The organism is Pseudomonas sp. S60, assembly GCF_016647865.1.
GTDB lineage: Bacteria > Pseudomonadota > Gammaproteobacteria > Pseudomonadales > Pseudomonadaceae > Aquipseudomonas > Aquipseudomonas parafulva.
In genome coordinates, this window is the sequence record NZ_JACVVH010000063.1 from 1 (window position 1) to 24,485 (window position 24,485).

General features: G+C 63.3%; 23 protein-coding genes and 1 other RNA gene. 4 read left to right on the plus strand and 20 right to left on the minus strand.

What is annotated here, in order from left to right:
- Nucleotides 1–192 precede the first annotated feature (192 nt).
- The 18 genes from lpxC to rsmI all read right to left on the minus strand — a co-directional run bounded on the left by lpxC (nucleotide 193) and on the right by rsmI (nucleotide 19,589).
- Nucleotides 193–1,104, minus strand: coding sequence for a UDP-3-O-acyl-N-acetylglucosamine deacetylase (gene lpxC, locus IAE33_RS22245; RefSeq protein ID WP_028635177.1), 912 nt, complete (start codon nucleotides 1,102–1,104; stop codon nucleotides 193–195).
- A gap of 112 nt (nucleotides 1,105–1,216) precedes the next feature.
- The gene (gene ftsZ / locus IAE33_RS22250; RefSeq protein ID WP_003251871.1) at nucleotides 1,217–2,413 is read right to left on the minus strand and encodes a cell division protein FtsZ; all 1,197 of its coding nucleotides are present in this window, start codon (nucleotides 2,411–2,413) and stop codon (nucleotides 1,217–1,219) included.
- Nucleotides 2,414–2,468: 55 nt separating this feature from the next.
- Nucleotides 2,469–3,725 (minus strand): cell division protein FtsA, encoded by a 1,257-nt coding sequence (ftsA, locus tag IAE33_RS22255; RefSeq protein ID WP_015271706.1) that lies wholly within the window; start codon nucleotides 3,723–3,725, stop codon nucleotides 2,469–2,471.
- A 14-nt stretch (nucleotides 3,726–3,739) separates the two neighbouring features.
- A complete protein-coding gene (locus IAE33_RS22260) occupies nucleotides 3,740–4,609 on the minus strand; it encodes a cell division protein FtsQ/DivIB (protein WP_028635178.1) in 870 nt (289 codons plus the stop codon).
- Between the two features lie 5 nt (nucleotides 4,610–4,614).
- Nucleotides 4,615–5,571, minus strand: coding sequence for a D-alanine--D-alanine ligase (locus IAE33_RS22265; RefSeq protein WP_028635179.1), 957 nt, complete (start codon nucleotides 5,569–5,571; stop codon nucleotides 4,615–4,617).
- Complete coding sequence (murC, locus tag IAE33_RS22270) at nucleotides 5,568–7,016, minus strand: UDP-N-acetylmuramate--L-alanine ligase (RefSeq protein ID WP_201165238.1); 1,449 nt, start codon at nucleotides 7,014–7,016, stop codon at nucleotides 5,568–5,570. The genes IAE33_RS22265 and murC overlap by 4 nt, the downstream gene beginning before the upstream one ends.
- Nucleotides 7,009–8,088, minus strand: a complete 1,080-nt coding sequence (gene murG / locus IAE33_RS22275; protein WP_201165239.1) for an undecaprenyldiphospho-muramoylpentapeptide beta-N-acetylglucosaminyltransferase — start codon at nucleotides 8,086–8,088, stop codon at nucleotides 7,009–7,011. The genes murC and murG overlap by 8 nt, the downstream gene beginning before the upstream one ends.
- Nucleotides 8,078–9,292 (minus strand): putative lipid II flippase FtsW, encoded by a 1,215-nt coding sequence (gene ftsW / locus IAE33_RS22280; protein WP_236407187.1) that lies wholly within the window; start codon nucleotides 9,290–9,292, stop codon nucleotides 8,078–8,080. The genes murG and ftsW overlap by 11 nt, the downstream gene beginning before the upstream one ends.
- Nucleotides 9,289–10,635 (minus strand): UDP-N-acetylmuramoyl-L-alanine--D-glutamate ligase, encoded by a 1,347-nt coding sequence (gene murD / locus IAE33_RS22285; RefSeq protein WP_201165240.1) that lies wholly within the window; start codon nucleotides 10,633–10,635, stop codon nucleotides 9,289–9,291. The genes ftsW and murD overlap by 4 nt, the downstream gene beginning before the upstream one ends.
- Before the next feature lie 6 nt (nucleotides 10,636–10,641).
- Entirely contained in the window at nucleotides 10,642–11,724 is a 1,083-nt protein-coding gene (gene mraY / locus IAE33_RS22290; RefSeq protein WP_028635184.1) for a phospho-N-acetylmuramoyl-pentapeptide-transferase, read from the minus strand.
- The gene (locus tag IAE33_RS22295) at nucleotides 11,724–13,091 is read right to left on the minus strand and encodes a UDP-N-acetylmuramoyl-tripeptide--D-alanyl-D-alanine ligase (RefSeq protein ID WP_201165242.1); all 1,368 of its coding nucleotides are present in this window, start codon (nucleotides 13,089–13,091) and stop codon (nucleotides 11,724–11,726) included. The genes mraY and IAE33_RS22295 overlap by 1 nt, the downstream gene beginning before the upstream one ends.
- Nucleotides 13,084–14,571: a UDP-N-acetylmuramoyl-L-alanyl-D-glutamate--2,6-diaminopimelate ligase gene (locus IAE33_RS22300; RefSeq protein WP_201165244.1), complete on the minus strand. Its 1,488-nt coding sequence runs from the start codon at nucleotides 14,569–14,571 to the stop codon at nucleotides 13,084–13,086. Before IAE33_RS22300 ends, IAE33_RS22295 begins: the two co-directional genes overlap by 8 nt.
- Nucleotides 14,571–16,310: a peptidoglycan D,D-transpeptidase FtsI family protein gene (locus IAE33_RS22305; RefSeq protein ID WP_161629597.1), complete on the minus strand. Its 1,740-nt coding sequence runs from the start codon at nucleotides 16,308–16,310 to the stop codon at nucleotides 14,571–14,573. Before IAE33_RS22305 ends, IAE33_RS22300 begins: the two co-directional genes overlap by 1 nt.
- The gene (gene ftsL, locus IAE33_RS22310) at nucleotides 16,310–16,603 is read right to left on the minus strand and encodes a cell division protein FtsL (protein ID WP_028635188.1); all 294 of its coding nucleotides are present in this window, start codon (nucleotides 16,601–16,603) and stop codon (nucleotides 16,310–16,312) included. Before ftsL ends, IAE33_RS22305 begins: the two co-directional genes overlap by 1 nt.
- Nucleotides 16,600–17,547 carry a 16S rRNA (cytosine(1402)-N(4))-methyltransferase RsmH gene (rsmH, locus tag IAE33_RS22315; RefSeq protein WP_442967400.1) on the minus strand — a complete coding sequence of 316 codons (948 nt, stop codon included), beginning with the start codon at nucleotides 17,545–17,547 and terminating at the stop codon, nucleotides 16,600–16,602. The genes ftsL and rsmH overlap by 4 nt, the downstream gene beginning before the upstream one ends.
- Nucleotides 17,544–17,999 carry a division/cell wall cluster transcriptional repressor MraZ gene (gene mraZ / locus IAE33_RS22320; RefSeq protein WP_004575120.1) on the minus strand — a complete coding sequence of 152 codons (456 nt, stop codon included), beginning with the start codon at nucleotides 17,997–17,999 and terminating at the stop codon, nucleotides 17,544–17,546. The genes rsmH and mraZ overlap by 4 nt, the downstream gene beginning before the upstream one ends.
- 307 nt (nucleotides 18,000–18,306) lie before the next feature.
- Nucleotides 18,307–18,679: RNase P RNA component class A (gene rnpB, locus IAE33_RS22325), an RNA gene on the minus strand.
- Nucleotides 18,680–18,746: 67 nt separating this feature from the next.
- Nucleotides 18,747–19,589 carry a 16S rRNA (cytidine(1402)-2'-O)-methyltransferase gene (gene rsmI / locus IAE33_RS22330; protein ID WP_201165254.1) on the minus strand — a complete coding sequence of 281 codons (843 nt, stop codon included), beginning with the start codon at nucleotides 19,587–19,589 and terminating at the stop codon, nucleotides 18,747–18,749.
- A 219-nt stretch (nucleotides 19,590–19,808) separates the two neighbouring features.
- On the opposite strand from rsmI, the gene IAE33_RS22335 reads away from it, so the two are divergent.
- The 4 genes from IAE33_RS22335 (at nucleotide 19,809) to IAE33_RS22350 (ending at nucleotide 23,252) form a co-directional block, all read left to right on the plus strand.
- Nucleotides 19,809–21,626, plus strand: a complete 1,818-nt coding sequence (locus tag IAE33_RS22335; protein ID WP_201165246.1) for a penicillin-binding protein activator — start codon at nucleotides 19,809–19,811, stop codon at nucleotides 21,624–21,626.
- Nucleotides 21,626–21,997: a YraN family protein gene (locus IAE33_RS22340; RefSeq protein WP_201165248.1), complete on the plus strand. Its 372-nt coding sequence runs from the start codon at nucleotides 21,626–21,628 to the stop codon at nucleotides 21,995–21,997. Before IAE33_RS22335 ends, IAE33_RS22340 begins: the two co-directional genes overlap by 1 nt.
- An 86-nt stretch (nucleotides 21,998–22,083) precedes the next feature.
- Complete coding sequence (locus IAE33_RS22345; RefSeq protein WP_028635193.1) at nucleotides 22,084–22,677, plus strand: phosphoheptose isomerase; 594 nt, start codon at nucleotides 22,084–22,086, stop codon at nucleotides 22,675–22,677.
- A complete protein-coding gene (locus tag IAE33_RS22350) occupies nucleotides 22,674–23,252 on the plus strand; it encodes a BON domain-containing protein (RefSeq protein ID WP_028635194.1) in 579 nt (192 codons plus the stop codon). The genes IAE33_RS22345 and IAE33_RS22350 overlap by 4 nt, the downstream gene beginning before the upstream one ends.
- Before the next feature lie 72 nt (nucleotides 23,253–23,324).
- Here IAE33_RS22350 and IAE33_RS22355 read toward each other — a convergent pair whose 3' ends face one another.
- Complete coding sequence (locus tag IAE33_RS22355; RefSeq protein ID WP_201165250.1) at nucleotides 23,325–23,753, minus strand: ClpXP protease specificity-enhancing factor; 429 nt, start codon at nucleotides 23,751–23,753, stop codon at nucleotides 23,325–23,327.
- A 10-nt stretch (nucleotides 23,754–23,763) separates the two neighbouring features.
- Nucleotides 23,764–24,387: a glutathione S-transferase N-terminal domain-containing protein gene (locus IAE33_RS22360; RefSeq protein ID WP_028635196.1), complete on the minus strand. Its 624-nt coding sequence runs from the start codon at nucleotides 24,385–24,387 to the stop codon at nucleotides 23,764–23,766.
- Between the last annotated feature and the right edge of the window lie 98 nt (nucleotides 24,388–24,485).

Genomic DNA, 24,485 nt, shown 5'->3' on the forward strand with positions numbered 1-24,485 from the left:
TCAAAAAGCGGGGGACACGACAACTACCCTGACACCGGGGGGCAACAGCAAAAGCAAAAGCAAAAAGAAGGGCGTAGCGGGACGGGGTGAGATGGGACTGGAGTAGGCTGATTGAGGAGAGTTTGAGTAGGTAGCTGAACCATAAAAAAGGCCACCCGAAGGTGGCCTTAATGAACTAGAGAATGTTCGAACTTACACAGCCGCAACAGGGCGCATGTAGGAGATCGGTGCCGTACTGGCATCTTCGAACGTAACCACTTCCCAAGCATCAGTTTCAGCAATCAACTTGCGCAGCAGCTGGTTGTTCAGCGCGTGCCCGGACTTGAAGCCCTTGAACTCGCCGATCAGGCTGTTGCCCAGCAGGTAGAGGTCGCCAATGGCATCGAGGATCTTGTGCTTCACGAATTCGTCTTCGTAGCGAAGGCCGTCTTCGTTCAGTACACCTTCCTCGTCGACCACGATGGCGTTCTCGACGCTACCACCCAACGCAAGGTTGTGCTTGCGCAGGTATTCGATGTCACGCATGAAGCCGAAGGTGCGGGCGCGGCTCACTTCCTTCACGAACGACGTGCTGGAAAAGTCGACGCTGGCGCTCTGGGTCCGGTTGCGAAGCACCGGGTGATCGAAGTCGATCTCGAAGCTCACCTTGAAACCTTCGAAAGGCAGGAACGTGGCGCGCTTGTCGCCCTCTTCCACGGTTACCTCACGCAGGATGCGGATGAACTTCTTGGCTGCGTCCTGCTCTTCCAGGCCGGCAGACTGAATCAGGAATACAAAAGGTCCGGCGCTGCCATCCATGATCGGCACTTCCGAGGCGGAGAGCTCGACGTAGGCGTTATCGATGCCCAAACCCGCCATGGCGGAGAGCAAGTGCTCGACCGTATCGACCTTGACGTCACCGTTGACCAGCGTCGTCGACATGGTTGTTTCGCCGACGTTGGCCGCACGCGCAGGGATCTCGACCACTGGGTCCAGGTCGGCGCGGCGGAAGACGATGCCGGTGTCAACAGGTGCAGGCTTGAGGGTCAGGTAGACCTTCTCCCCGGAGTGCAGACCGACACCTGTGGCACGGATGGTATTCTTCAGGGTGCGTTGTTTAATCATGGCATTGGCCGCTTCAGCGCAAATTGCGAACAGGTATCAACAAAGGCTGGGGATGATAACAGACCCAACCTTTGATGAATACCAATCACCCTTATACCCCTGATAAATTTCATTAATCAGCCTGGCGACGCAGGAATGCCGGAATATCAAGGTAATCCAGGTCGTCCTGAGGGTTCAGCTTGGCGGCTGCGGCGGCACCGGCGTGGGCCTGGTTACGCATTACGGTCGGGCGCTCCAGGTCACGGTAGTTGACCGCTGGCTGCTCCTGGCGCACCGGGGCCGGGTTGGATGCCTCGTAGGCCTGCTGGGCAGTTTGCAGGGTGTTGTCGACGACCTTGACCGGCTTCTCGATACGCGCACCCAGGCCAGTGGCCACAACGGTGACGTGCAGCTCGTCGCGCATGTCCGGGTCGATCACGGTACCCACCTTGACCATGGCGTGGTCGGAGGCGAAGGCTTCGATGATGCTACCCACATCGGAGTATTCACCCAGCGACAGGTCAGGGCCTGCGGTGATGTTCACCAGGATGCCACGGGCGCCCTGCAGATTGACGTCTTCAAGCAGCGGGTTGCGGATGGCCGCCTCGGTGGCCTCGCGAGCACGGTTCGGGCCACTGGCGCAGCCGGTGCCCATCATGGCCATGCCCATCTCGCCCATCACGGTGCGCACGTCGGCAAAGTCGACGTTGATCATGCCAGGGCGCTTGATGATGTCGGAGATACCGCGCACGGCGCCAGCCAGCACGTCATCCGCCTTGGCGAAGGCAGACAGCAGGCTTGCATCCTTGCCCAGGATGGTTAGCAGCTTCTCGTTGGGGATGGTGATCAACGAGTCGACGCTTTCAGCCAGCATGCGGATGCCTTCGTCGGCGATCTGCATGCGCTTGCGGCCTTCGAACGGGAACGGACGCGTCACCACCGCAACGGTGAGGATGCCCATTTCCTTGGCCACTTCGGCAATGATCGGTGCTGCACCGGTACCGGTACCGCCGCCCATGCCAGTGGTGATGAACACCATGTTGGTGCCTTGCAGCACTTCGGCGATGCGCTCACGGTCTTCCAGCGCGGCCTGGCGACCGACTTCCGGATTGGCACCTGCACCCAGGCCCTTGGTCACGCCAGTGCCCAATTGCAGGATGGTGCGTGCACCGATGTTTTTCAGGGCTTGAGCATCGGTGTTGGCGCAGATGAATTCCACGCCTTCAATGCTGCTCTTGACCATGTGGTTGACGGCGTTGCCGCCACCACCACCTACACCGATCACCTTGATGACCGGGCTTTGCGGGACGTTGTCTACGAGCTCGAACATTTTCCCTCTCCTTACAGTTCTCTAGTTGTCGCGCCTACCACTACTGCTTTGAAACTTAGAAGTTGCCTTGAACCCACCGCTTGAAGCGCTCAAGCACCGGGGCCTTCGGTTCATCGCCATAGCTGTTGTTGCTGCTGTTGCCGGTCAAAGGCAGGTCTTCGGTCTGCTTTTGCAGGCCGTAGGTAAGCAAGCCCACACCGGTGGAATAGATCGGGTTGCGCACCACGTCGCTCAGCCCCCGAACGCTGTGCGGTACGCCCAGGCGTACCGGCATGTGGAAGATTTCTTCGGCCAGTTCAACGGCGCCTTCCATTTTTGCAGTACCGCCGGTGAGGACGATGCCCGCGGGCACCAGGTCCTCGTAGCCGCTGCGGCGCAGTTCGGCCTGGATCAGCGTGAAGAGCTCGTCGTAACGCGGCTCCACCACTTCGGCCAGGGCCTGGCGCGACAGTTCGCGCGGCGGACGGTCGCCCACGCTTGGCACCTTGATGGTTTCGCCAGCGCCGGCCAGCTTGGCCAGTGCACAGGCGTAACGGATCTTGATTTCCTCGGCGTACTGGGTGGGCGTGCGCAGGGCCATGGCAATGTCATTGGTCACCTGGTCGCCGGCAATCGGGATCACCGCCGTGTGGCGGATGGCGCCTTCGGTGAAGATGGCGATGTCGGTGGTACCCCCACCGATGTCCACCAGGCATACGCCCAGCTCTTTCTCGTCATCGGTCAGCACCGAGTAGGCCGAGGCCAGTTGCTCGAGGATGATGTCGTCGATTTCCAGGCCGCAGCGGCGCACGCACTTTTCGATGTTCTGGGCAGCGTTGACGGCGCAGGTCACCACGTGAACCTTGGCCTCCAGGCGTACGCCCGACATGCCCAGCGGCTCGCGCACACCTTCCTGGTTGTCGATCACATAGTCCTGCGGCAGGGTGTGCAGCACACGCTGGTCTGCCGGGATGGCGACGGCCTGGGCCGCATCCAGTACCCGCTCCAGGTCGGCCAGGCTGACCTCACGGTCGCGAATGGCGACGATACCGTGGGAGTTGAGGCTGCGGATGTGGTTACCGGCTACGCCAACGAATGCCGAGTGAATGCGGCAACCGGCCATCAGCTGCGCTTCTTCAACGGCACGCTGGATCGACTGCACGGTGGACTCGATGTTCACCACCACGCCTTTTTTCAGGCCCCGGGACGGATGGGTGCCGATCCCGACGATTTCCAGGGTGCCGTCCTCGCCCACCTCACCCACCAGCGCCACCACCTTGGAGGTGCCAATGTCCAGCCCGACGATCATTTTGCCGCTATGCGCGTTTGCCATGGTCCTGCCTCTCTCTAATTCTTCGCAACGGCGGGTTGGGCCGTCGTCGGTGCAATCGGTTCCCGCCAGCCAACGGCAAGCCCGTTGGCGTATCGCAGATCGATGCGGGCGATGTTGGCGATCTGCTCTTTAAGCGTCTTGTCGTAAATGGCAATGAAACGGCGCATTTTCTCTACCAGATGGTCGCGCCCCAGCAGCAACTCGATGCCTGGCCCGGCGCTGCTCGCACCCGTGGTCAGGAACCAGCTGCCCCGCTCGCGCAGCTCCAGGCGCGCGATGGAAAAGCCCAGGGGGCGCAGCATCTGGCTCAGTACCTGATACTGCTGCATGACTTGTTGCTGTGCGCGCTGCGGCCCGGCCAGCTGCGGCAGGTGCTCGTAGTTGGCCAGCTCGCGCGGGGTGAACGCCTGGCCCTGGTTGTTGAGCAAGGCTTCATCACCCCAGCGCGCTACCGGCAGTTGTTCTTCGAGGCGGATCACGACCTCGTCCGGCCATACACGGCGAACTTCGGCGTGGGCGATCCAGGGCATCTGCTCAAGCTCGGTACGCATCGCCGGCAGGTCGACGGTGAAGAAGCTGGCCGCCACGTAGGGGGCGATGCGCTGCTGCACGGACTGCTGGCTGATGTAGGTCAGGTCGCCCTGCACGTCGATCTTGGTGATGGGCCGGTCGGCATAAGGCATCAGCCGCACCGCGCCCTCGTACGCACCAAAACCTGCGGCTACCAGCAGCACCGGCCACAGCAGGCGCTTGAGGCCGCCCAGGCTAGGCCGCGGCAGGCGCGCCGATACGGGCTCGTCGGCCACCAGCCGGCTGGCACCACGCGGCACCGGCTTGCTACGGCCGGTAACGGGTTGCTGCTGACGTATCATCGCGCCTTGCATGATGGTTAACCTCGCGTCGCCATGCTGTCGGCCAGGATCGCCAGCACCAGTTGCTGGAAGTCCAGGCCGGCCGCGCGGGCCGCCATGGGCACCAGGCTATGATCAGTCATGCCGGGTGCGGTGTTGACTTCGAGCAGCCAGAACCGGCCCTGCTCGTCCTGCATCACGTCCAGCCGGCCCCAACCTTCGATGCCGATGGCATCACAAGCACGGGCGGTCAGGTCGATCAGTTCCTGTTCCTTGACACTGTCCAGCCCGCAGGGAATGCGGTACTGGGTGTCGTTGGCGATGTACTTGGCGTCGTAGTCGTAGAACACGTGCGGGGTACCCAGGGCGATTGGCGGCAGCACCTGCCCGCGCAGTACCGCAATGGTGAACTCCGGGCCGTGAATCCACTGTTCAACGAGTACCTGGGAATCGTAGTTGGCGGCGTCTTGCCAGGCGGCGACCAGTTCCTGCTCGCTGTTCACCTTGGCCATGCCGATGCTGGAGCCTTCATGGGCAGGTTTGACGATGAGCGGGAAGCCCAGTTCCGTGCTGGCACGCAAACAATCGCTTTCGCTTGCCAACACCGCATGGCGGGGCGTGGGGATGCCCAGGCTCTGCCACACCTGCTTGGTGCGCAGCTTGTCCATGGCCAGCGCCGACGCGAGGATGCCACTGCCGGTGTAAGGGATGCCCAGACACTCCAGTAAGCCCTGCATGCTGCCGTCTTCGCCGCCGCGGCCATGAAGGATGATGAACGCACGGTCGACCTTCTCGCTTTGCAGGCGGGTGAGCAGGTCGTCGCCCACATCGATGGCAACCACGTCAACACCCGCTGCCGTCAGCGCGCTGATCACGGCAGCCCCGGACTTCAGCGACACTTCGCGTTCGGCGCTCTTGCCGCCGTACAGTACCGCGACGCGGCCGAACGCCTTGACGTCCAGGGTGGAGTGCAACGTGTCGTAGGCGCTGGTCATTTCGACTTCTCCTGCTTGGCGCCATCGAACAGCGGGCTTTTCATCAATTGCGGGGCCAGGCCGCCGACGTCGCCGGCCCCCTGGCAAATCAGGATGTCGCCGGCACGCAGCAAGGGCTTGACCAGCGGCGCCAGCTCGGCGCCACGTTCGATGTAGATCGGGTCCAGCTTGCCGCGCTGGCGGATGCTGTGGCACAGCTGGCGGCTGTCGGCGCCCGGGATCGGCTCTTCACCGGCCGGGTACACCTCCATCAACAGCAGCACGTTGGCATCGCCCAGCACCTGGACGAAATCGTCGTACAGGTCACGGGTACGGCTGTAGCGGTGCGGCTGATACACGATCACCAGGCGGCGGCTGGGCCAGCCACCGCGTACCGCCTTGATCACAGCAGCCACTTCGGTAGGGTGATGGCCGTAGTCGTCCACCAGCATCACGCTGCCACCGTCTACCGGCAGTTCGCCATACACCTGGAAGCGCCGGCCGACACCCTGGAAGCCGGACAGGCCCTGGATGATGGCGTCGTCGGCAATGCCTTCGTCGGTGGCGATGGCGATGGTGGCCAGGGCGTTCAGCACGTTGTGGTTGCCCGGCATGTTCACCGACACTTCCAGCGGCTCGCAGTCGCGGCGCAGCACGGTGAAGTGGGTTTGCATGCCCTGCTGGCGCACGTTGATGGCGCGGATGTCGGCCTCTTCGCTGAAGCCGTAGGTAACCGTCGGGCGCTTGACCTGCGGCAGGATCTCGCGCACTACCGGGTCGTCCAGGCACATCACGGCCAGGCCGTAGAACGGCAGGTTGTGCAGGAATTCGACGAAGGTTTTCTTCAGCTTGTTGAAGTCACCTTCGTAGGTGGCCATGTGGTCGGCGTCGATGTTGGTGACCACGGCAACCATCGGTTGCAGGTGCAGGAAGCTGGCGTCGCTCTCGTCGGCTTCGGCGATCAGGTAGCGGCTGGTGCCCAGCTGGGCGTTGGTGCCGGCTGCAGTCAGGCGGCCACCGATGACGAATGTAGGGTCCAGGCCGCCTGCGGCGAACACCGATGCCAGCAGGCTGGTGGTGGTGGTCTTGCCGTGGGTGCCGGCAACGGCCACACCATGGCGGTAACGCATCAGTTCGGCCAGCATCTCGGCGCGGGGTACCACCGGAATACGGCGCTCCAGCGCGGTGGCCACTTCCGGGTTGGCAGGGTTGATCGCGCTCGACACCACCAGCACATCGGCGGTGGCCGCGTTCTCGGCGCGGTGGCCGACGAAGATCTGGGCGCCGAACGATTCCAGGCGCTCGGTGACAGGCGAAGCCTTCAGGTCGGAACCGGACACTTCATAGCCAAGGTTCAGCAGCACCTCGGCGATGCCGCACATGCCCACCCCGCCAATGCCGACGAAGTGAATGCGACGGATACGGCCCATTTTCGGCTGGGGCATGGCTTTCTGGCTCTCAACCATGGGCCACCTCCAGGCAGATGTCCACTACGGTGCTGGTTGCAGCAGGTTTGGCCAGGCGTCTTGCAGTGCCAGCCATGACAGTGAGTTTCTCGGGTTGCATCAGCACCTCGTTCAGGCGTTCAGCGAGCTGCGCTGCGCCAGTTGTCGCTTGTGGCATCAGGAAGGCAGCGCCTTCACGGGCCAGATATTGGGCGTTATGGGTCTGGTGGTCGTCGATGGCATGGGGCAAGGGCACCAGCATCGAAGGCAGGCCCGCTGCCGCCAGCTCGCTGACAGTCAGGGCGCCGGCCCGGCACACCACCAGATCAGCCCAGCCGTAGGCATGGGCCATGTCCTTGATGAAGGGCTCTACCTGAGCCTCTATGCCAGCCTCGCGATACCGCTCGGCGGTGACCGGCGCATGCTGCTTGCCGGCCTGATGGAACACCTCTGGCCTGACGGCCGCAGGCACTTCGGACAGCGCCTTAGGCAACAATTTGTTCAATGGTTCCGCACCCAGGCTACCGCCGAGTACCAGCAGGCGTGCCGGGCGCGCAGCCAGCGGCGTGCGCTGTGCGTCCATGAACAGCTCGGGGCGCACCGGGTTACCGGTGGTACGGCGCTTGTCGCTGGCGTCGAATGTATTCGGGAACGCCTCGCACACCCGCGCCGACAGCGGTGCCAGCAGGCGGTTGGCGGTACCGGCCCGGGCGTTTTGCTCGTGGATGACCAGCGGCACACCGCACAGCTTGGCCGCCACACCGCCTGGGCCGGTGACGTAGCCGCCGAAGCCCAGCACGCAGACCGGCTTGAGCTGACGGATAACACGCCGGGCCTGCAGGACCGACTTGATCAGCATCAGCGGCGCCTTCAGCAAGGACAGCTTGCCCTTGCCGCGCAAACCGCTGACCTCGATGCGGTGCAACGGCAGACCTGCCTGAGGCACCAGTTCGTTCTCGATGCCACGCGGGGTACCCAGCCAGTGCACGGCATACCCGCGGGCCTGGAACTCACGTGCGCAAGCCAGGGCCGGGAACACGTGGCCCCCGGTGCCGCCCGCCATGATCAATACGTTCTTGCCGTCAGCGGCCATGATTGAGCTCCTCGGCAAAATCGCTCTCGCTGAATTCATGTTCCTCGCTACCCAGGTGCGTGCGGCTTTCCCACTCGATGCGCAGCAACAGGCCCACGCAGGCGCAGCAGATCACCAGGGAACTACCGCCATAACTGAGGAACGGCAGGGTCAGGCCCTTGGTCGGCAACAGGCCGACGTTCACGCCGATGTTGATCAGGAACTGGCCAATCCACAGGAAGGCCAGGCCGAATGCGATGTAGGCAGCAAAGAACTGTTTGGCTTTCTCGGCCCACAAACCGATGTAAAGGGCACGCACGGTGACAAATACGAACAGCGCGATGGTGACCAGCGAGCCGACCACGCCCAGCTCTTCTGCCAGCACCGAGAACACGAAGTCAGTGTGGGCTTCAGGCAGGTAGAACTGCTTCTGCACACTGTTGCCCAGGCCCACGCCCAGCCACTCGCCACGGCCGAAGGCAATCAGCGCCTGGGTAAGCTGGTAACCCGAGCCAAACTGGTCGGACCAGGGGTCGGTGAAGGTGATCAGCCGCGCCATTCGATAGGGCTGCGCCTGTACCAGCACGAACACCGCCACCACCGCCAGCACCACCATCAGGCTGAAGCGGAACAGCCCCACCCCGCCGAGGAACAGCATGGCAGCTGCCGCACCCATCATGACCACGGTGGCGCCGAAATCCGGCTCCATCAGCAACAGGCCGGCCATGGGCAGCAGCACGATGAACGGCTTGAAGAAGCCCATCCAGCTTTCGCGCACCTCGGTCTGGCGCCGCACCAGGTAACCGGCGAGGTAGATGACCACGAATACCTTGGCGATTTCAGACGGCTGCACGTTGAAGAAACTGAAGCCGATCCAGCGCATCGAGCCGTTCACCTCGCGGCCAATGCCGGGCACCAGCACCAGCACCAGCAGACCAAAGGCGCCCAGCAGCATCATGAAGCCCATACGCTGCCAAGTGGCGATCGGCACCATCATGGTCGCGCCGCAGGCGACCAGGCCGAGGAACACGTACACCAGGTGGCGGTACATGTGGTACAGCGGATTACCCGACTGCACGGCAGCCACTTCCGACGAAGCCGAGGTGATCATCACCAGGCCAAGGCCCAGCAAGGCCAGGCAACCTGCCAGCAGCGCGAAGTCCAGGTCGATGCCACGGCCACTGATGAGTGGCGACGGGTAAGGCTTGAGGATACCGAAGATCATGCGAGTGCCTCCGCGGCCTGGGCAAACAGGCGCCCGCGTTCTTCGAAATTCCTGAACATGTCGAGGCTGGCGCAGGCCGGCGACAGCAGCACGGCGTCCCCCCGCTGGGCCAGCTCGGCGCATTGGCGCACGGCATCTTCCAGGGTGCCGACGCGCACCAGCGGCACGTCGTCGCCCAGTGCGTCGGCCAGGCGCTCGGCGTCACGGCCCAGCAGCACTACCGCGCGGCAGAAACGCTTGACCGGCTCACGCAACGCCGTGAACTCGGCACCTTTGCCATCCCCCCCGGCGATCAGCACCAGCTTGCCCTCAATGTCGGCGCCCAAACCTTCGATGGCAGCCAGGGCTGCCCCAACGTTGGTCGCCTTGGAATCGTCATACCAGTTCACGCCATTGCGCTCGCGCACCCACTGGCAACGGTGGGCCAAGCCACCGAATGCGCGCAGGGCCTCCAGCATGGGCGCGAAGGCAAGCCCGGCCGCGTGCCCCAAGGCCAGGGCAGCCAGGGCGTTGCTCTGGTTGTGGGCGCCACGAATCTTCAGCTCGCGCACCGGCATCAGGTTCTGGAACTCGAACGCCAGGTATTTCTCGCCATCCACTTCGCGCAGGCCGAAGGCCTTGAAGTCCGGTTGGTTCAGGCCAAATGTCCAGCACGGGCGGCCTTCGACCGGCAGTGGCCGGCTGAGTGCATCCTGGCGGTTGACCACCACCTGGCGCGCCCCACGGAAAATGCGGTGCTTGGCCAGGTGATAGGCCGGCAGCCCGCTGTAGCGGTCCATGTGGTCTTCGCTGATGTTCAGCACCGTGGCCACTTCGGCATTGAGCTGGTCGGTGGTTTCCAGCTGGAAGCTGGACAGCTCCATCACATACAGCTCGACGTCATCGGCCAGCAGGTCCAGCGCCGGCGTGCCGAGGTTACCGCCCACCGCCACGCGCTTGCCGGCCTTGGCCGCCATCTCGCCCACCAGTGTGGTGACGGTGCTCTTGGCGTTGGAGCCGCTGATGGCGATGATCGGTGCCTTGGCATTGCGGGCAAACAGCTCGATGTCGCCGGAAAGCTTCACCCCCCGTGCCGCCGCCTGTTGCAGCGCCGGGGTGGCCAGGGCCAGGCCAGGGCTTACATACAGTTCGCTGGCGCGGCACAGGAAGTCGACGTCCAGTTCGCCACAGCGTACTTCCACCTGCGGGTAGTCACGGCGCAGGGTGTCCAGTTCCGGCGGTTGCTCGCGGGTGTCGGCGACCGCAAAGGCGATGCCCCGGCTCGCCAGGAAGCGAACCAGGGACATGCCGCTCTTGCCGAGGCCGACAACGATGCGGAATTGGTCGGAAGCGATCAGTGACACGCTCGTCTACCTCAGTTTCAGGGTTGCAAGGCCAACCAGCACCAGAATCACGGTGATGATCCAGAAGCGGACAATCACCCGTGGCTCCGGCCAGCCCTTGAGTTCAAAGTGGTGGTGTATCGGCGCCATGCGGAACACGCGCTTGCCGGTGAGCTTGAACGACGCCACCTGGATCACCACCGACAGGGTTTCCATCACGAACACGCCGCCCATGATGAACAGCACGATTTCCTGGCGGACAATGACGGCAATGGTGCCCAGTGCCGCGCCCAGCGCGAGCGCGCCCACGTCGCCCATGAAGACCTGCGCCGGGTAAGTGTTGAACCACAGGAAGCCCAGACCGGCACCGATCAGCGCACCACAGAACACGATCAACTCGCCCGACCCCGGCACATACGGGATCAGCAGGTATTCGGCGAACTTCACGTTGCCCGACAGGTAGCAGAAAATGCCCAGCGCACCCCCCACCATCACCGTCGGCATGATCGCCAGGCCATCGAGGCCGTCGGTGAGGTTGACGGCGTTGCTGGAGCCGACGATGACGAAATAGGTCAGCACCACAAAGCCGATGCCCAGCGGGATGGTGACGTCCTTGATGAACGGCAGTATCAGCGTGGTTTCAACACTGGTTGGCGCGGTCTTGTACAGGAATACCGCTGCAGCCAGGCCGAACACCGACTGCCAGAAGTACTTCCAGCGGCTGGGCAGCCCACGGGAGTTTTTCTCGATGACCTTGCGGTAGTCGTCCACCCAGCCGATGGCACCGAAAGCCAGGGTGACGATCAGCACCACCCACACGTAACGGTTGGTAAGGTCAGCCCACAGCAGCGTGCTGACGGCGATGGCGGAAAGGATCAGCGCACCGCCCATGGTCGGGGTGCCGGACTTGGACAGGTGTGATTGCGGCCCGTCGTTGCGCACGGCCTGCCCGATCTGACGGATTTGCAGGGTACGGATCATCCACGGCCCCAGCCACAGCGCCATCGACAACGCGGTCAGTACACCCAGAATCCCGCGCAGGGACAGGTACTGGAAGACCGCGAAGCCCTTGTGGAACTGTTGCAGATACTCGGCCAACAGCAGCAGCATTAATGTTTCTCCCCGCTGGCACCGCACAGTCCAGCCACGACGTTTTCCATCGCAGCGCTGCGCGAGCCTTTTATCAATATGGTGGTGTCGCTGACGCTCTCGGCACTGACAGCGTCGATGAGTTCAGCTTGCGTCGCGAAATGGCGGCCATGTGCGCCGAATGCCTGTACCGCGTGGGCCATGTTGGCACCCACTGCGTAAAGGGCGTCGACTTTGCCGCGGGCATAGTCACCCACCTGACGGTGGCCTTCCTCTGCCCACTGCCCCAGTTCGCCGATATCTCCAAGCACCAGGACGGTACGCCCGGAAAAGGCGGCGAGTATATCAATGGCCGCGCACATGGAGGTGGGATTTGCGTTGTAGCTGTCGTCGATAACACAGGCCCCACCCGGCGCGATCTGCGCCACGGTACGGCCCTTGACCGGCTGCACGGCAGCCAGGCCCGCGGCGATACCGCTCAGGCTCACGCCCACGGCGTGGGCAGCGGCAGCGGCAGCCAGTGCGTTGCTAACGTTGTGCACGCCCAGCAGGTTCAGTTGCACGGTGACTTCACCGCCAGCGCCATGCAGGGTGAAGGCCGGGCAGCCACGTACATCCCGGCCAAGGTTGCTGGCATGGAAGTCGGCCCCGGGGTTATCCAGGGCGAAGCTGATGACGCGGTGGCTACCGGCACGCTTGCGCCAGATATCGAACGCCTTGTCGGCCAGGTTGAGGATGGCAATGCCACCTTCACCCAGGCCTTCCAGGATCTCGCCTTTGGCCTCGACGATCTTTTCCGGGCCGCCGAACTCGCCCACATGGGCGGTACCGGCGTTGTTGATGATGACCACCTGCGGTTTGGTCAGGCCGACGGTGTAGCGGATTTCGCCAATGCGCGAGGCGCCCAGCTCGATCACTGCCGCGCTGTGCTCGGGCGCGATTTCAAGCAGGGTCAGCGGCGCACCCAGGTCGTTGTTCAGGTTGCCACGGGTGGCATGCACCAGGCCGCGGGTGCGCAGGATGCTGGCGAGCATTTCCTTCACCGTGGTCTTGCCACTGGAACCGGTAATGGCCACCACCGGGTTATGGAACCGGGCACGGTTCAGCGCGCCAAGCTGGCCCAGGGCCACACGGCAGTCGGCGACCACCAGTTGCGGCAGGTCGACGTCTGCCACTTCGCGCTCGACCAATGCCGCAACAGCGCCCTTGGCCTGCACATCGGCCAGGTAGTCATGGCCATCGAAACGCGGGCCGGCCAGGGCAACGAACAGCTGCCCGGCACCCACGCTGCGGCTGTCGATGCTCACGCCATCGAAGCGCGCGTCGGCACCGCTCAGGCGACCGCCAAGTGCGCCCGTCAGCTGGCTGAGGGTCATGGGCTCAAGCATGTGGTGCCTCCCAGGCTGCGAGTGCCTTGTCGGCTTCGATCAAATCGGAGAAGGCGTGACGTTCGCCATTGATCTCCTGGTAATCCTCGTGCCCCTTGCCGGCCAGCACGATCACATCGTCGGCGGCAGCACCGGCGATCAGTTGGGCAATGGCTGCGCCGCGGCCAGAGACGAAGGCCACCGCATCTGGCGCGGAAAAGCCCGGGCGGATGTCGTCGAAGATGCGTTGTGGGTCTTCGCTGCGCGGGTTGTCATCGGTGACCAGCACCCGGTCGGCCAGGCGCTCGGCCACTTCGGCCATCAGCGGGCGCTTGCCGCGGTCGCGATCGCCGCCGCAGCCAAACAGGCACAGCAGCTGGCCGTGCGCATGCGGGCGCAGTGCTTCCAGCACTTTGTCCAGGGCATCGGGTGTGTGTGCATAGTCCACCACCACCAGCGGTTTGCTACCGCCCCCCAGGCGCTGCATGCGGCCTACCGGCCCTTGCAGTTGCGGGGTGACCTTGAGGACTTCGTCCAGCGTGTAGTCCAGCGCCAGCAGGCTGGCGACGGCGGCCAGCATGTTGCTCAGGTTGAAACGGCCCAGCAGTTGGCTGCGCAGCGTGCGCTCGCCCTGCGCCGTGACCAGGGTGGCGCACACGCCCTCATCGGTGAACACGGCCTCGCGGCAGAACAGCGTGGCGTCCGGGTTTTCCAGGCTATAACTGATCAGCCGGGTCTCGATATGATCACCGACAGGGCGCCTGGCATAGGCGCCTGCCAGGCGCTGGCCGAACCCGTCATCCAGGTTGACCACTTGGCAGCGCAAGCTGGGCCAAGCGAACAGCTTGGCCTTGGCCGCTTCATAGGCCTGCATGCTGCCGTGGTAATCCAGGTGATCGCGGGACAGGTTGGTCATCACCGCAATGTCGAAGTCGAGAGCAGCCACACGCCCCTGCTCCAGGGCATGGGAAGAGACTTCCATGGCGACGGCCTTGGCGCCTTGCTTCTTGAGGTCGTAGAGGGTGGCCTGCACGGCGATGGGGTCGGGTGTGGTCAGCCGCCCGCTCTGCAGCTCGCCATAGAAGCCGGTACCCAGCGTGCCGATCAGACCGCAACGCTGGCCCAACGCATCCAGTGCCTGGGCAACCAGTTGGGTAACGCTGGTCTTGCCATTGGTACCGGTCACGCCCAACAGATTCAGCTGGCGGCCGGGGTCGCCATAGAAGCGGCCAGCAATGTCCGACAACTGAGCGACCAGGCCCTTTACCGGAATCAGCGGTACGTCGGTCAGGGGCAACACATTGGCGCCCTGCTCTTCGTAGGCCACAGCCGCGGCGCCACGGGCAAGGGCATCGGCAATGTGACCGCGCCCATCGATCTTGGCACCCGGCACGGCCAGGAACAGGTCGCCAGGGCGCACCTGGCGGCTGTCCAGGGTCAACTCGCGAATCAGCGGGTCACGGCTGGCGTGGGCAAACAGTTTGCTCAGTGGCATCGTCATTATCCACGCCCTCCCTTGGCGGCGGCTGCATTGACTTGCGATTGCTCGGCCGGTGCCGGTGGAGGCAGGTTGTCTGGCGGTACGTTCATCAGCCGTAGGGTGCCGGACATGACCTTGCTGAAGACCGGTGCCGATACCAGGCCACCGAAGTAACCGCCCTTGCCTGGTTCGTCGATCACCACGACGATGGCGTAGCGTGGGTCGCTCATGGGGCCGAAACCTGCGAACAACGAACGGTAGGCGTTCTCGGTGTAGCCCTTGGAGCCGACCGTGGCCTTACGCGCCGTACCCGACTTGCCAGCCACGTGATAGAACGGCACCTGGGCACGGAACACGCCGCGCGGTGCTTCAATCACCTGCTGCAACATGCCCTGCACGGTTTCAGCGGTTTCCTTGGGGATGGCCTGCACGGCTTCAGGCGCCTTGTCGACCTTGAGGATCGACAGCGGCACCATCTTGCCGTCGTTGGCCAGCGCCGCGTAGGCATGCACCAGTTGCAGGGCAGTCACCGATACGCCATAGCCATAGGACAAGGTGGCCGTTTCGGCCTTGCGCCATTCACGGTGGTTAGGCAGGTTACCCACCCGTTCACCCGGGAAGCCCAGGCCTGTGTACTGGCCCAGGCCCACCTGGGACATCACCCGGTAAATGGCTTCGCCGCCGATGTCGAAGGCGATCTTGCTCATGCCCACGTTACTGGAGTTGATCAGGATGCCGGTCAGGTCGAGGATCGGGCCCTCGCTCTTGGACACGTCCTTGATGGTGTAGCGGCCGATCTGCAGGCTGCCCGGGTAGACCTCGACCTTGTCGGTGGGCTTCCAGCGGCCGCTCTGCAAGGCGGCGCTCATGGAGATCGGCTTGACCGTGGAACCTGGCTCGAACACGTCGATGATCGCCCGGTTGCGCATGGCTGCCGGGAACATGCTGCGACGGTTGTTGGGGTTGTAGGTGGGCTGGTTGACCATGGCCAGCACTTCGCCAGTCTTGACGTCCATGATCACCAGGCTGCCGGCCTTGGCGTCCTGTTCGGCGATGGCGTTGCGCAGCTCACGGGTGGCCAGGTATTGCAGGCGCAGGTCTATCGACAACGCCAAGGTCTTCCCGGCCTTGGCGTTCTTGGTAACCTGGATGTCCTTGATCAGCCGGCCACGCCGGTCCTTGATCACTTGTCGCTTGCCCGGCACGCCCGCCAGCCACTCGTCGTAGGCCAGTTCGACCCCTTCGCGGCCATGGTCGTCCAGGTCGGTGAAGCCAACCATGTGCGCGGTCACATCGCCGGCCGGGTAGAAGCGACGGAATTCTTCCAGCCCGTACACACCCGGCACCTTCAGGTCCAGCACATGCTGGCCCTGCTCCGGGGTCAGGCCACGTACCAGGTAGATGAATTCTTTGCTGGCCTGCTGGGTCAGGCGCTCGGTCAACTGCTGCGCGTTCTGCCCCAAGGCAGCAGCCAGTTGCGGCCAGCGGTCGCGCGAGGCCTGCATTTCCTTAGGGTTGGCCCACAAGGTGGTGACCGGCGTACTCACGGCCAGAGGCTCACCATTGCGGTCGGTGATCAGGCCGCGGTGTGCCGGGATGGGAATATGACGCAGGCTGCGGGCATCGCCCTGGCCCTTGAGGAAGTCACGGTCCACCACCTGCAGATCGACGATGCGCCAGCAGATGGCGCCCACCATCAGTGCCAGCAGGCCGATGACCACGCGAAACCGCCATGGGTACAGTGCGCCTTCGAGCTTCATCATGGCGTCACCATCCGCACTTCGTCAGCGGCAGGCACGCGCATCTTCAATTGCTCGGACGCCAGGTTCTCGATGCGGCTGGAAGCGGTCCAGGTGCTCTGTTCGAGGATAAGCCGGCCCCACTCGGCCTGGGCCTTGTCGCGGTCATTCAGCTCGCCGTAGAGGGTATTGAGCAACTGGCGGTTCCAGTGCGCGCTGTACGATACGGCGATGGCCGAAATCAGCACGCCGACGAACAGCAGGAGCATCAGGAAGCTTCCGCCTGGCAGGGGCTTGGCGAACAGCTTGCTCACCGCAGTTTCTCCGCCACACGCATTACCGCACTGCGCGACCGTGGGTTGGCCTTGAGCTCGGCTTCCGAGGCGAACTGGGCCTTGCCGATAAGCCTGACCTTGGGCTCGAACACCTTGTGCTGCACAGGGAGGTTACGCGGCAGGTTGTCCGCCTCGCCCTTGACCAGCTTGCGCATGAACAGTTTGACGATGCGGTCTTCCAGCGAGTGGAAGCTGATGACAGCCAGGCGGCCGCCGACTTCCAGGGCGTCAAGCGCGGCTTCCAGGCCGGCCTCCAGGTCGCCCAGCTCATTGTTGACGTGGATGCGCAGGCCCTGGAAAGCCCGGGTCGCCGGGTTCTTGCCCTTCTCCCAGGCCGGGTTGGCCACCTTGAGCACTTCTGCCAGGTCGGCAGTGCGGGTGAACGGCTGGGTTTCACGGCGCTCGACCACAGCACGTGCCATGCGGCCGGCAAAGCGCTCTTCACCGTATTCCTTGAATACGCGGGCAATTTCTTCTGCAGGTGCGGTGGCGATGAACTCGGCGGCGCTGATGCCCTGGCCCGGGTTCATGCGCATGTCCAGGGGGCCATCATTGAGGAAGCTGAAACCGCGCTCCGGGTCGTCCAGCTGCGGCGACGACACCCCCAGGTCCAGCAGCACACCACTGACCTTGCCGTGCAACCCGCGCTCGGCAACCTCTGCACCCAGCTCGGCAAAGCTGCGCTGCACAATGACAAAGCGGCCGTCTTCGGCCGCCAGCGCTTGCCCCGTGGCAATCGCCTGTGGATCTTTGTCGAACCCCAGCAGCCGCCCCTGCGGCCCGAGCCGGCTCAGGATCAATCGACTGTGGCCGCCGCGGCCGAAGGTACCGTCCAGATAGCAACCGTCGGCGCGCAAGGCCAATGCCTCGACAGCTTCGTCGAGCAGGACGGTGATGTGGTTGAAGCCGCTATCTATGGTCACAGGATCAGGTCACGCAGTTCGTCGGGCATGGCGCCCGGTTGTTGAATAGCTGCAAGGTCGGCTGCCGAAACCGCGTTCCAGGCATCTTCATCCCACAGCTGGAATTTGTTCAGTTGCCCCACCAGCATCGCCTTCTTGTCCAGCTTGGCGTACTCCCGCAGGCGGGGCGGCACCAGGAAACGGCCACTGCCATCGAGCTCCAGGTCAACCGCATTGCCGATCAGCAAACGCTGCAGGCGGCGGTTTTCTTCACGAAGCGACGGCAAGGCACGCAACTTGGCTTCTATTTGTTCCCACTCGTCGAGCGGATAGACACACAAGCAGGGGTCAACAGCGTCAATGGTCACGATGAGCTGGCCATTGCAGCGCGAATCGAGCTCGTCACGGTACCGGCTCGGCATGGCGAGACGGCCCTTTGCATCGAGGCTGACGGCGTTGGCTCCGCGGAACACGGCTGCGATTCCCCACAATGGTAGCGTTTTTGTGCCAGAAAACCCACTTCATCCCACTTTCTGCCACTTGCGCACACTATAGGAATCCGTCCGCAGCACCGTCAAGGCACGTTCGGAAGGAAAAGCCTTACAGGACCGAGATTTAGCGCAATAAAAGAAGGGGGAAGGAATACCGGGGATATAAAAAGACGAGAAAAATCAAACCCACCCAAGCACCTGGCGCTGGAACTTAAAGTGATTTATGAAGAGTAAGATTTTTTCGGCATTACCAGCGGGGATCTGCTATCGATTCAAGCAGGGAGAAAAGATGGAGAGTCGATCTGTAAGCCGGGTTTTGTCGAGGACAGTCATTCCTCTACGACGGCCATCACTGGACGCCTCTAGCAACCTACCCGGTTCCGACGCGGGCCACGCCTGATGGAACCCTATTTGGTCTTGCTCCGAGTGGGGTTTACCTAGCCACGAACTGTTGCCAGACGTGCGGTGCGCTCTTACCGCACCTTTTCACCCTTACCGGCGCCGAAGCGCTTAGGCGGTTATTTTCTGTGGCACTTTCCGTAGGCTCGCGCCTCCCAGGCGTTACCTGGCACTCTGCCCTGCGGAGCCCGGACTTTCCTCCCCCTGCAGTAGCGCAGCAGAACTGCGGAACTTAAACAGGCAGCGACTGTCCGATCGACTCTCCGCCGCAAAGAGTAACGGTAGTCGCCTTCAAGAACAAGCGATACCGGCACATATATCAAATTGCCACTATTTAGCTTTCTGTTTTTCCAGGGCCAGTTGATACAGCAGGTTCTTGCGCACGCCGGTTATGTCAGCAGCCAGCGCTGCTGCCCGCTTGAGCGGTAACTCAGCCAGCAGCAGGTCCAGCACCCGTTGCGCTTCGGTACTGATGGCCTGCTCACCTTCCGGCGCCGACCAGCCGCCCACCAACACCACGCACTCGCCACGCTGCTGGTTGCTGTCACTCGCCACGAAGGCATGCAGTTCCGCCAAGGGTACCCCCTTCAGGGTTTCGAAGGTCTTGGTCAGTTCACGGGCCAGAACCGCAGGGCGTTCACCGCCCAATACCGACTGCATGTCTTCCAGGCATTCCAGAATGCGATGCGGGGCCTCGTAGAAGATCAGCGTGCGCGGCTCCTCTTTGACCTGCTCAAGACGGGCGCGGCGCCCTGCCGCCTTGGCGGGCAGAAAGCCCTCGAAAATGAAGCGGTCCGATGGCAGGCCCGCGGCCGACAGCGCGGCGATCAACGCGCAGGCGCCTGGCACCGGCACCACCCTGACCCCGGCCTGGCGCGCCTGACGCACCAGGTGGTAACCCGGGTCGGATATCAGCGGCGTGCCGGCATCTGACACCAGCGCCACGTCATCCCCTGCCAGCAGACGGGTGAGAAAGCGCCCCCCTTCATCACGCTCGTTGTGCTCATGGCACGCAGCCAAGGGTGTTTCTATACCAAAATGCTGGAGCAGGCGGATGGAGTGACGCGTGTCTTCGGCTGCAATCAGGGCCACGTCCGCCAGCACCTTCAGCGCCCTGGCGCTCATGTCGTCAAGGTTGCCGATAGGGGTGGCCACGACGTAAAGCGTCCCCATTGCGGTTTTGGAAGCCCCTGCCACATCAGTCACTGCACGCACCTGTCATCTGGATCAAAGGCGCCATTGTAGCCCGAGCACCCGCAACAGGGCGCAAAGAAGTTCGCTTTCAGTCTGCGCAAGGCCACCTATAGTGAAGGATCAACACGGCGACATCGCGCCCCGGCCAGTGCTTGGGTACAATTGCCGGCCAACTTGATCGAGTAACAGGACTATTACATGATCGCTTGCCTGCGGCTGCTCACAGCCCTCTGTCTTGCTGCTCTGCTTGCAGCCTGCGCCAGCTCGCCCTCATCCAGCCTCGGCGAGCTGCCACGCACCCCGGACGCCAGCATCGAGCAATTGCTCGAGAAGGCCGCTTCCAGCAAATCTGCCGAGGACGCTGCCCTGCTGCGCCTGAGCGCAGCAGACCTGGCTTACAAGCAAAAAGACTTCCCACGCGCCGCACGCATCCTCGAACAAGTCCCCGTAGATACGCTCAAGCCGGCACAGCAAGTGTTCGCCAGCACCCTGGCGGCGGAACTGGCGATGAGCCGCAACCAACCCAAGGCGGCCCTCGCAGCCCTGGCTCACCCCAGCCTGCAGCACACCGCTGAGCTGCCGGCCGAGCAGCAGGTCCGCACCTACAGTGTGCACGCTGCCGCCCTCGAAGCCGACGGCCAGGCACTGCCTGCCGCACAGCAGCGTGTGCTGTTGGCACCGCTGCTCAGCGGCGCCGCTGCCAGCGCCAACAACGACGCCATCTGGGCGCTGGTCGCCGCACTGCCGGCCGAGCAACTGCAACAGCCTGGTACCGATCCGGTACTGAACGGTTGGGCCAGCCTTGCGCTGGCGGTGAAAAGCGCCGGCACCCTGGAGCAACAGCAGGCAGCCATCGACGCCTGGGTGAAGCAGCACCCGGACCACCCCGCCGCCCAACAGCTGCCATCTGCCCTGACCAAGCTCAAGGCATTGGCCAGCCAGCCACTGACCAAGATCGCCTTGCTGCTGCCTCAGGAAGGTCCGCTGGCCGGTGTGGCACGCGCACTGCGCGATGGCTTCATGGCCGCCCACTTGCAAGCCCAGCAATCCGGCCAGCCAACCCCAGCCGTGCAGGTAGTGGACAGCTCGCGTATCGGCTCGCTGGACGACTTCTACCGCCAGGCCCAGGCCGATGGCGTGCAGTTGGTGATCGGCCCGCTGGAAAAAACCCTGGTCAAGCAGTTGGCGGCCAAGCCGCAGCTGCCTGTCACCACCCTGGCACTCAACTACGCAGACGCCGGCCAGACCGCACCGCCGCAACTCTTCCAGTTCGGCCTGGCGGCCGAAGACGAAGCGCGCGAAGTGTCACGCCGGGCACGCGCCGACGGCATGGTGCGCGCCGTGGCACTGGTGCCCAGTGGCGAATGGGGTGATCGCGTACTCGCCGCCTTCCGCAAGGACTGGGAAGCGAACGGCGGCACCCTGCTTGCCGCAGAGCGCATCGCGCAACCGGTAGCCCTTGCCCAGCAGATTGCCGACCTGTTCCAGCTGCGCCAAAGCGAAGGCCGGGCCAAGAGCCTGCAGAGCACCGTGGGTGGCAACATCGCCGCGCAGCCCTCGCGCCGCCAGGACATCGACTTCATCTTCCTGGCCTCCACGCCGCAACAGGCCCAGCAGATCAAGCCCACACTCAACTTCCAGTACGCGGGCGATGTACCGGTGTACGCCACCTCGAACCTCTACAGCGCCAGCGGTGACGTGAACCAGTACAACGACATGAACGGCATCCGCTTCTGCGAAACCCCGTGGCTGCTGGACACGAGCAACAGCCTGCGTCAGCAGGTAGTGCAGCAATGGCCACAAGCTGCTGGCAGCCTTGGCCGCCTGTATGCCATGGGGGTGGATGCCTACAGCCTGGCGCCCCGCCTGGGCCAACTCAAGGCACTGCCAGACAACCGCATCCAGGGGCTGTCGGGTAGCCTGAGCATGAATGCCAGCCAGCGTGTCGAGCGTCAGCTGCCGTGGGCCGAGTTTGCCGGCGGCCAGGTCAAGCGCCTGCCCGACACTGCCCGCTAATGGCAACGGCGTCGCCCACATGCGCCGGGCAGGCTGCAGAAACCCAGGCCCTTGAACACCTTCAAGGGCAGGGCCTGCAACTGCTGGCTCGCAACTGGCGATGCAAAGGCGGCGAGCTTGATCTGGTCATGCTCGACGCCGATACAGTAGTATTCGTCGAAGTCCGCTACCGCTTGCATGCGGGCTTTGGTGGCGCCCTCGGCAGCATTGATCGGCGCAAGCAGAACAGAGTGGTGCTTGCCGCCCGTGTGTTCCTGCACCAGCAACCCCTTTGGGGCGACCACCCCTGCCGCTTCGATGTGGTCGCCCTGCAAGGCAGCCAGCATGCTGGCAGGCCGCTTCAATGGCTGAAAAACGCCTTCGAATGCTGAACCCACTTCATTTTTTTTGCTCTATGTTTCGCGGGCTGGTCACCGTTGCGCGCCGCGCCGGCCACCGCCCCACTTAAGGTCACCAGATGGACATGCAATCCCGAATTCGCCGGCTGTTCCAGGCCAGCATCGACACCAAGCAACAGGCAATGGACATCCTGGCACCGCATATCGAGCACGCCAGCCTGGTCATGGTCAACGCACTGCTGAACGAGGGCAAGATGCTCGCATGCGGCAATGGCGGCTCGGCCGGCGACGCGCAGCATTTCTCTTCGGAGCTGCTCAACCGCTTCGAGCGCGAGCGCCCCAGCCTGCCGGCCATCGCCCTGACCACTGACAGCTCCACCCTGACCTCGATTGCCAACGACTACAGTTACAACGAGGTCTTTTCCAAGCAGATTCGCGCCCTGGGGCAACCCGGGGATGTGCTGCTGGCGATCTCCACCAGCGGCAATTCTGCCAACGTGATCCAGGCTATCCAGGCCGCACACGATCGCGAAATGATTGTCGTAGCACTGACAGGCCGCGACGGCGGAGGCATGGCCTCGCTGCTGCTGCCCGAAGACGTCGAGATCCGTGTACCCTCGACGGTTACCGCTCGCATCCAGGAAGTCCACCTGCTGGCGATCCACTGCCTGTGCGATCTGATCGACAGCCAACTGTTCGGGAGTGAAGAATGACCCCTATGCGCGTCGGCCTTTTGGCCCTGACCCTGTGCCTGAGTGTCACCGGTTGCAGTTCGGTGCTCAACTCAACCCGTAACTCGCCGATCGAGGATGATCGCGGTACCCGTACCATCGGTAGCAAGATCGATGACTCGCTGATCGAGACCAAGGCATCGGTCAACATCGCCAAGGCCAGCCCAGACCTGGACAAGGGCTCGCACATCGTTGTCAGCAGCTACAACGGTATCGTCCTGCTGGCTGGCCAAACCCCACGGGCCGACCTCAAGGCCCTGGCGGAACAGACCGCCAGCCAGGTCCAGCGGGTGAAGAAGGTGCATAACGAGCTGCAAGTGATGCAGCCCTCCTCCATCCTGGCGCGCAATAACGACGCCTGGCTGACCACCAAGATCAAGACCCAGATGCTGGCAGACTCCGGCGTGCCAAGCTCGCGCATCAAGGTGATTACCGAAAATGGCATCGTGTACCTGCTGGGCCTGGTAACCCAACAGGAGGCCAATTCGGCTACCGCCGTGGTGCAGGGCGTGTCGGGCGTGCAGAAAATCGTCAAGCTGTTCGAATATATCGACTGATTAGGCTGGGTTTCTTGGCGCCTGTGCCAGACACCGTGAAAAAAAGGCGATCCTTACGGATCGCCTTTTTTATTACTTGACCACTTTCAAGCTGGGCCGGCCACTGGGGCGCGGAGGCTGACCGCCACCTTCTGGCGGCCCATCGTCATCCGGTTGCGCAGCGTCGTCTTCAAGCGCTTCCTCCTCCAGAGGCGACTCCAACTCGAAGACCATGCCCTGGCCATTCTCGCGTGCGTAGATACCCAGCACTGCAGCAATAGGCACGAACAGCGAATGAGGCACGCCGCCAAAGCGGCCCTCGAAGCTGACCGCGTCGTTGTCCATGTGCAAACTGCGCACCGCGCTTGGGGAAATGTTCAGGACAATCTGGCCATCGGTGGCAAAGCCATCCGGCACCTGCACCTTCGGGTACTCGGCGTTGACCAGCATATGGGGCGTGCAATCGTTGTCGACGATCCACTCGTACAGTGCTCGAACCAGATAGGGGCGACTGGAGTTCATCAACAGCTCCTTAAAGCTTGCGCATTTCACGTTCAACAGAGGACAGGCTGGCCAGGAACGGCTCCCGGGCAAACTGACGCTCCATGTAATCCAACAGCGGCTTGGCTTGCCGCGGCAATTCGATACCCATGATCGGCAAGCGCCAGAGTATGGGCAATAGACAGCAATCGACCAGGCTTTGCTCCTCACTCATGAAGCAGGCGAACTCACCGAACAACGGCGACACCCCGGTCAGGCTCTCGCGCAGCGCCTTGCGCGCATTGGCCCGGGCTGGCTCGCTGCTGCGAGGGCCCAGTACCTGGTCAGCCAGGCTGCACCAGTCGCGCTGGATGCGGTGCATCAGCAAACGGCTGTTGCCACGTGCAACCGGGTACACCGGCATCAGCGGCGGGTGCGGGTAACGCTCCTCCAGGTACTCCATTACCACGGTCGACTCATACAACACCAGGTCACGGTCGACCAGGGTTGGCACGCTGCCATACGGGTTGACCTCGGCCAGCTTGGGCGGCACCCGGCTGGGGTCGACATCGATGACCTGCACGCTGACACCTTTCTCGGCCAGCACAAGGCGCACGCGGTGAGAATAGTGGTCAGCAGGATCGGAATAGCAGGCTAACCTGTTGGTTACGCCCATGTAGCGCCTCCTCGCAGGGGATGCTTGTAAAACTATAAATGAAAACGCGCCCGCGGGCCCCCGGGCGGTTTTTGCCGGGGGCGGGGGGGGGGGGGAAA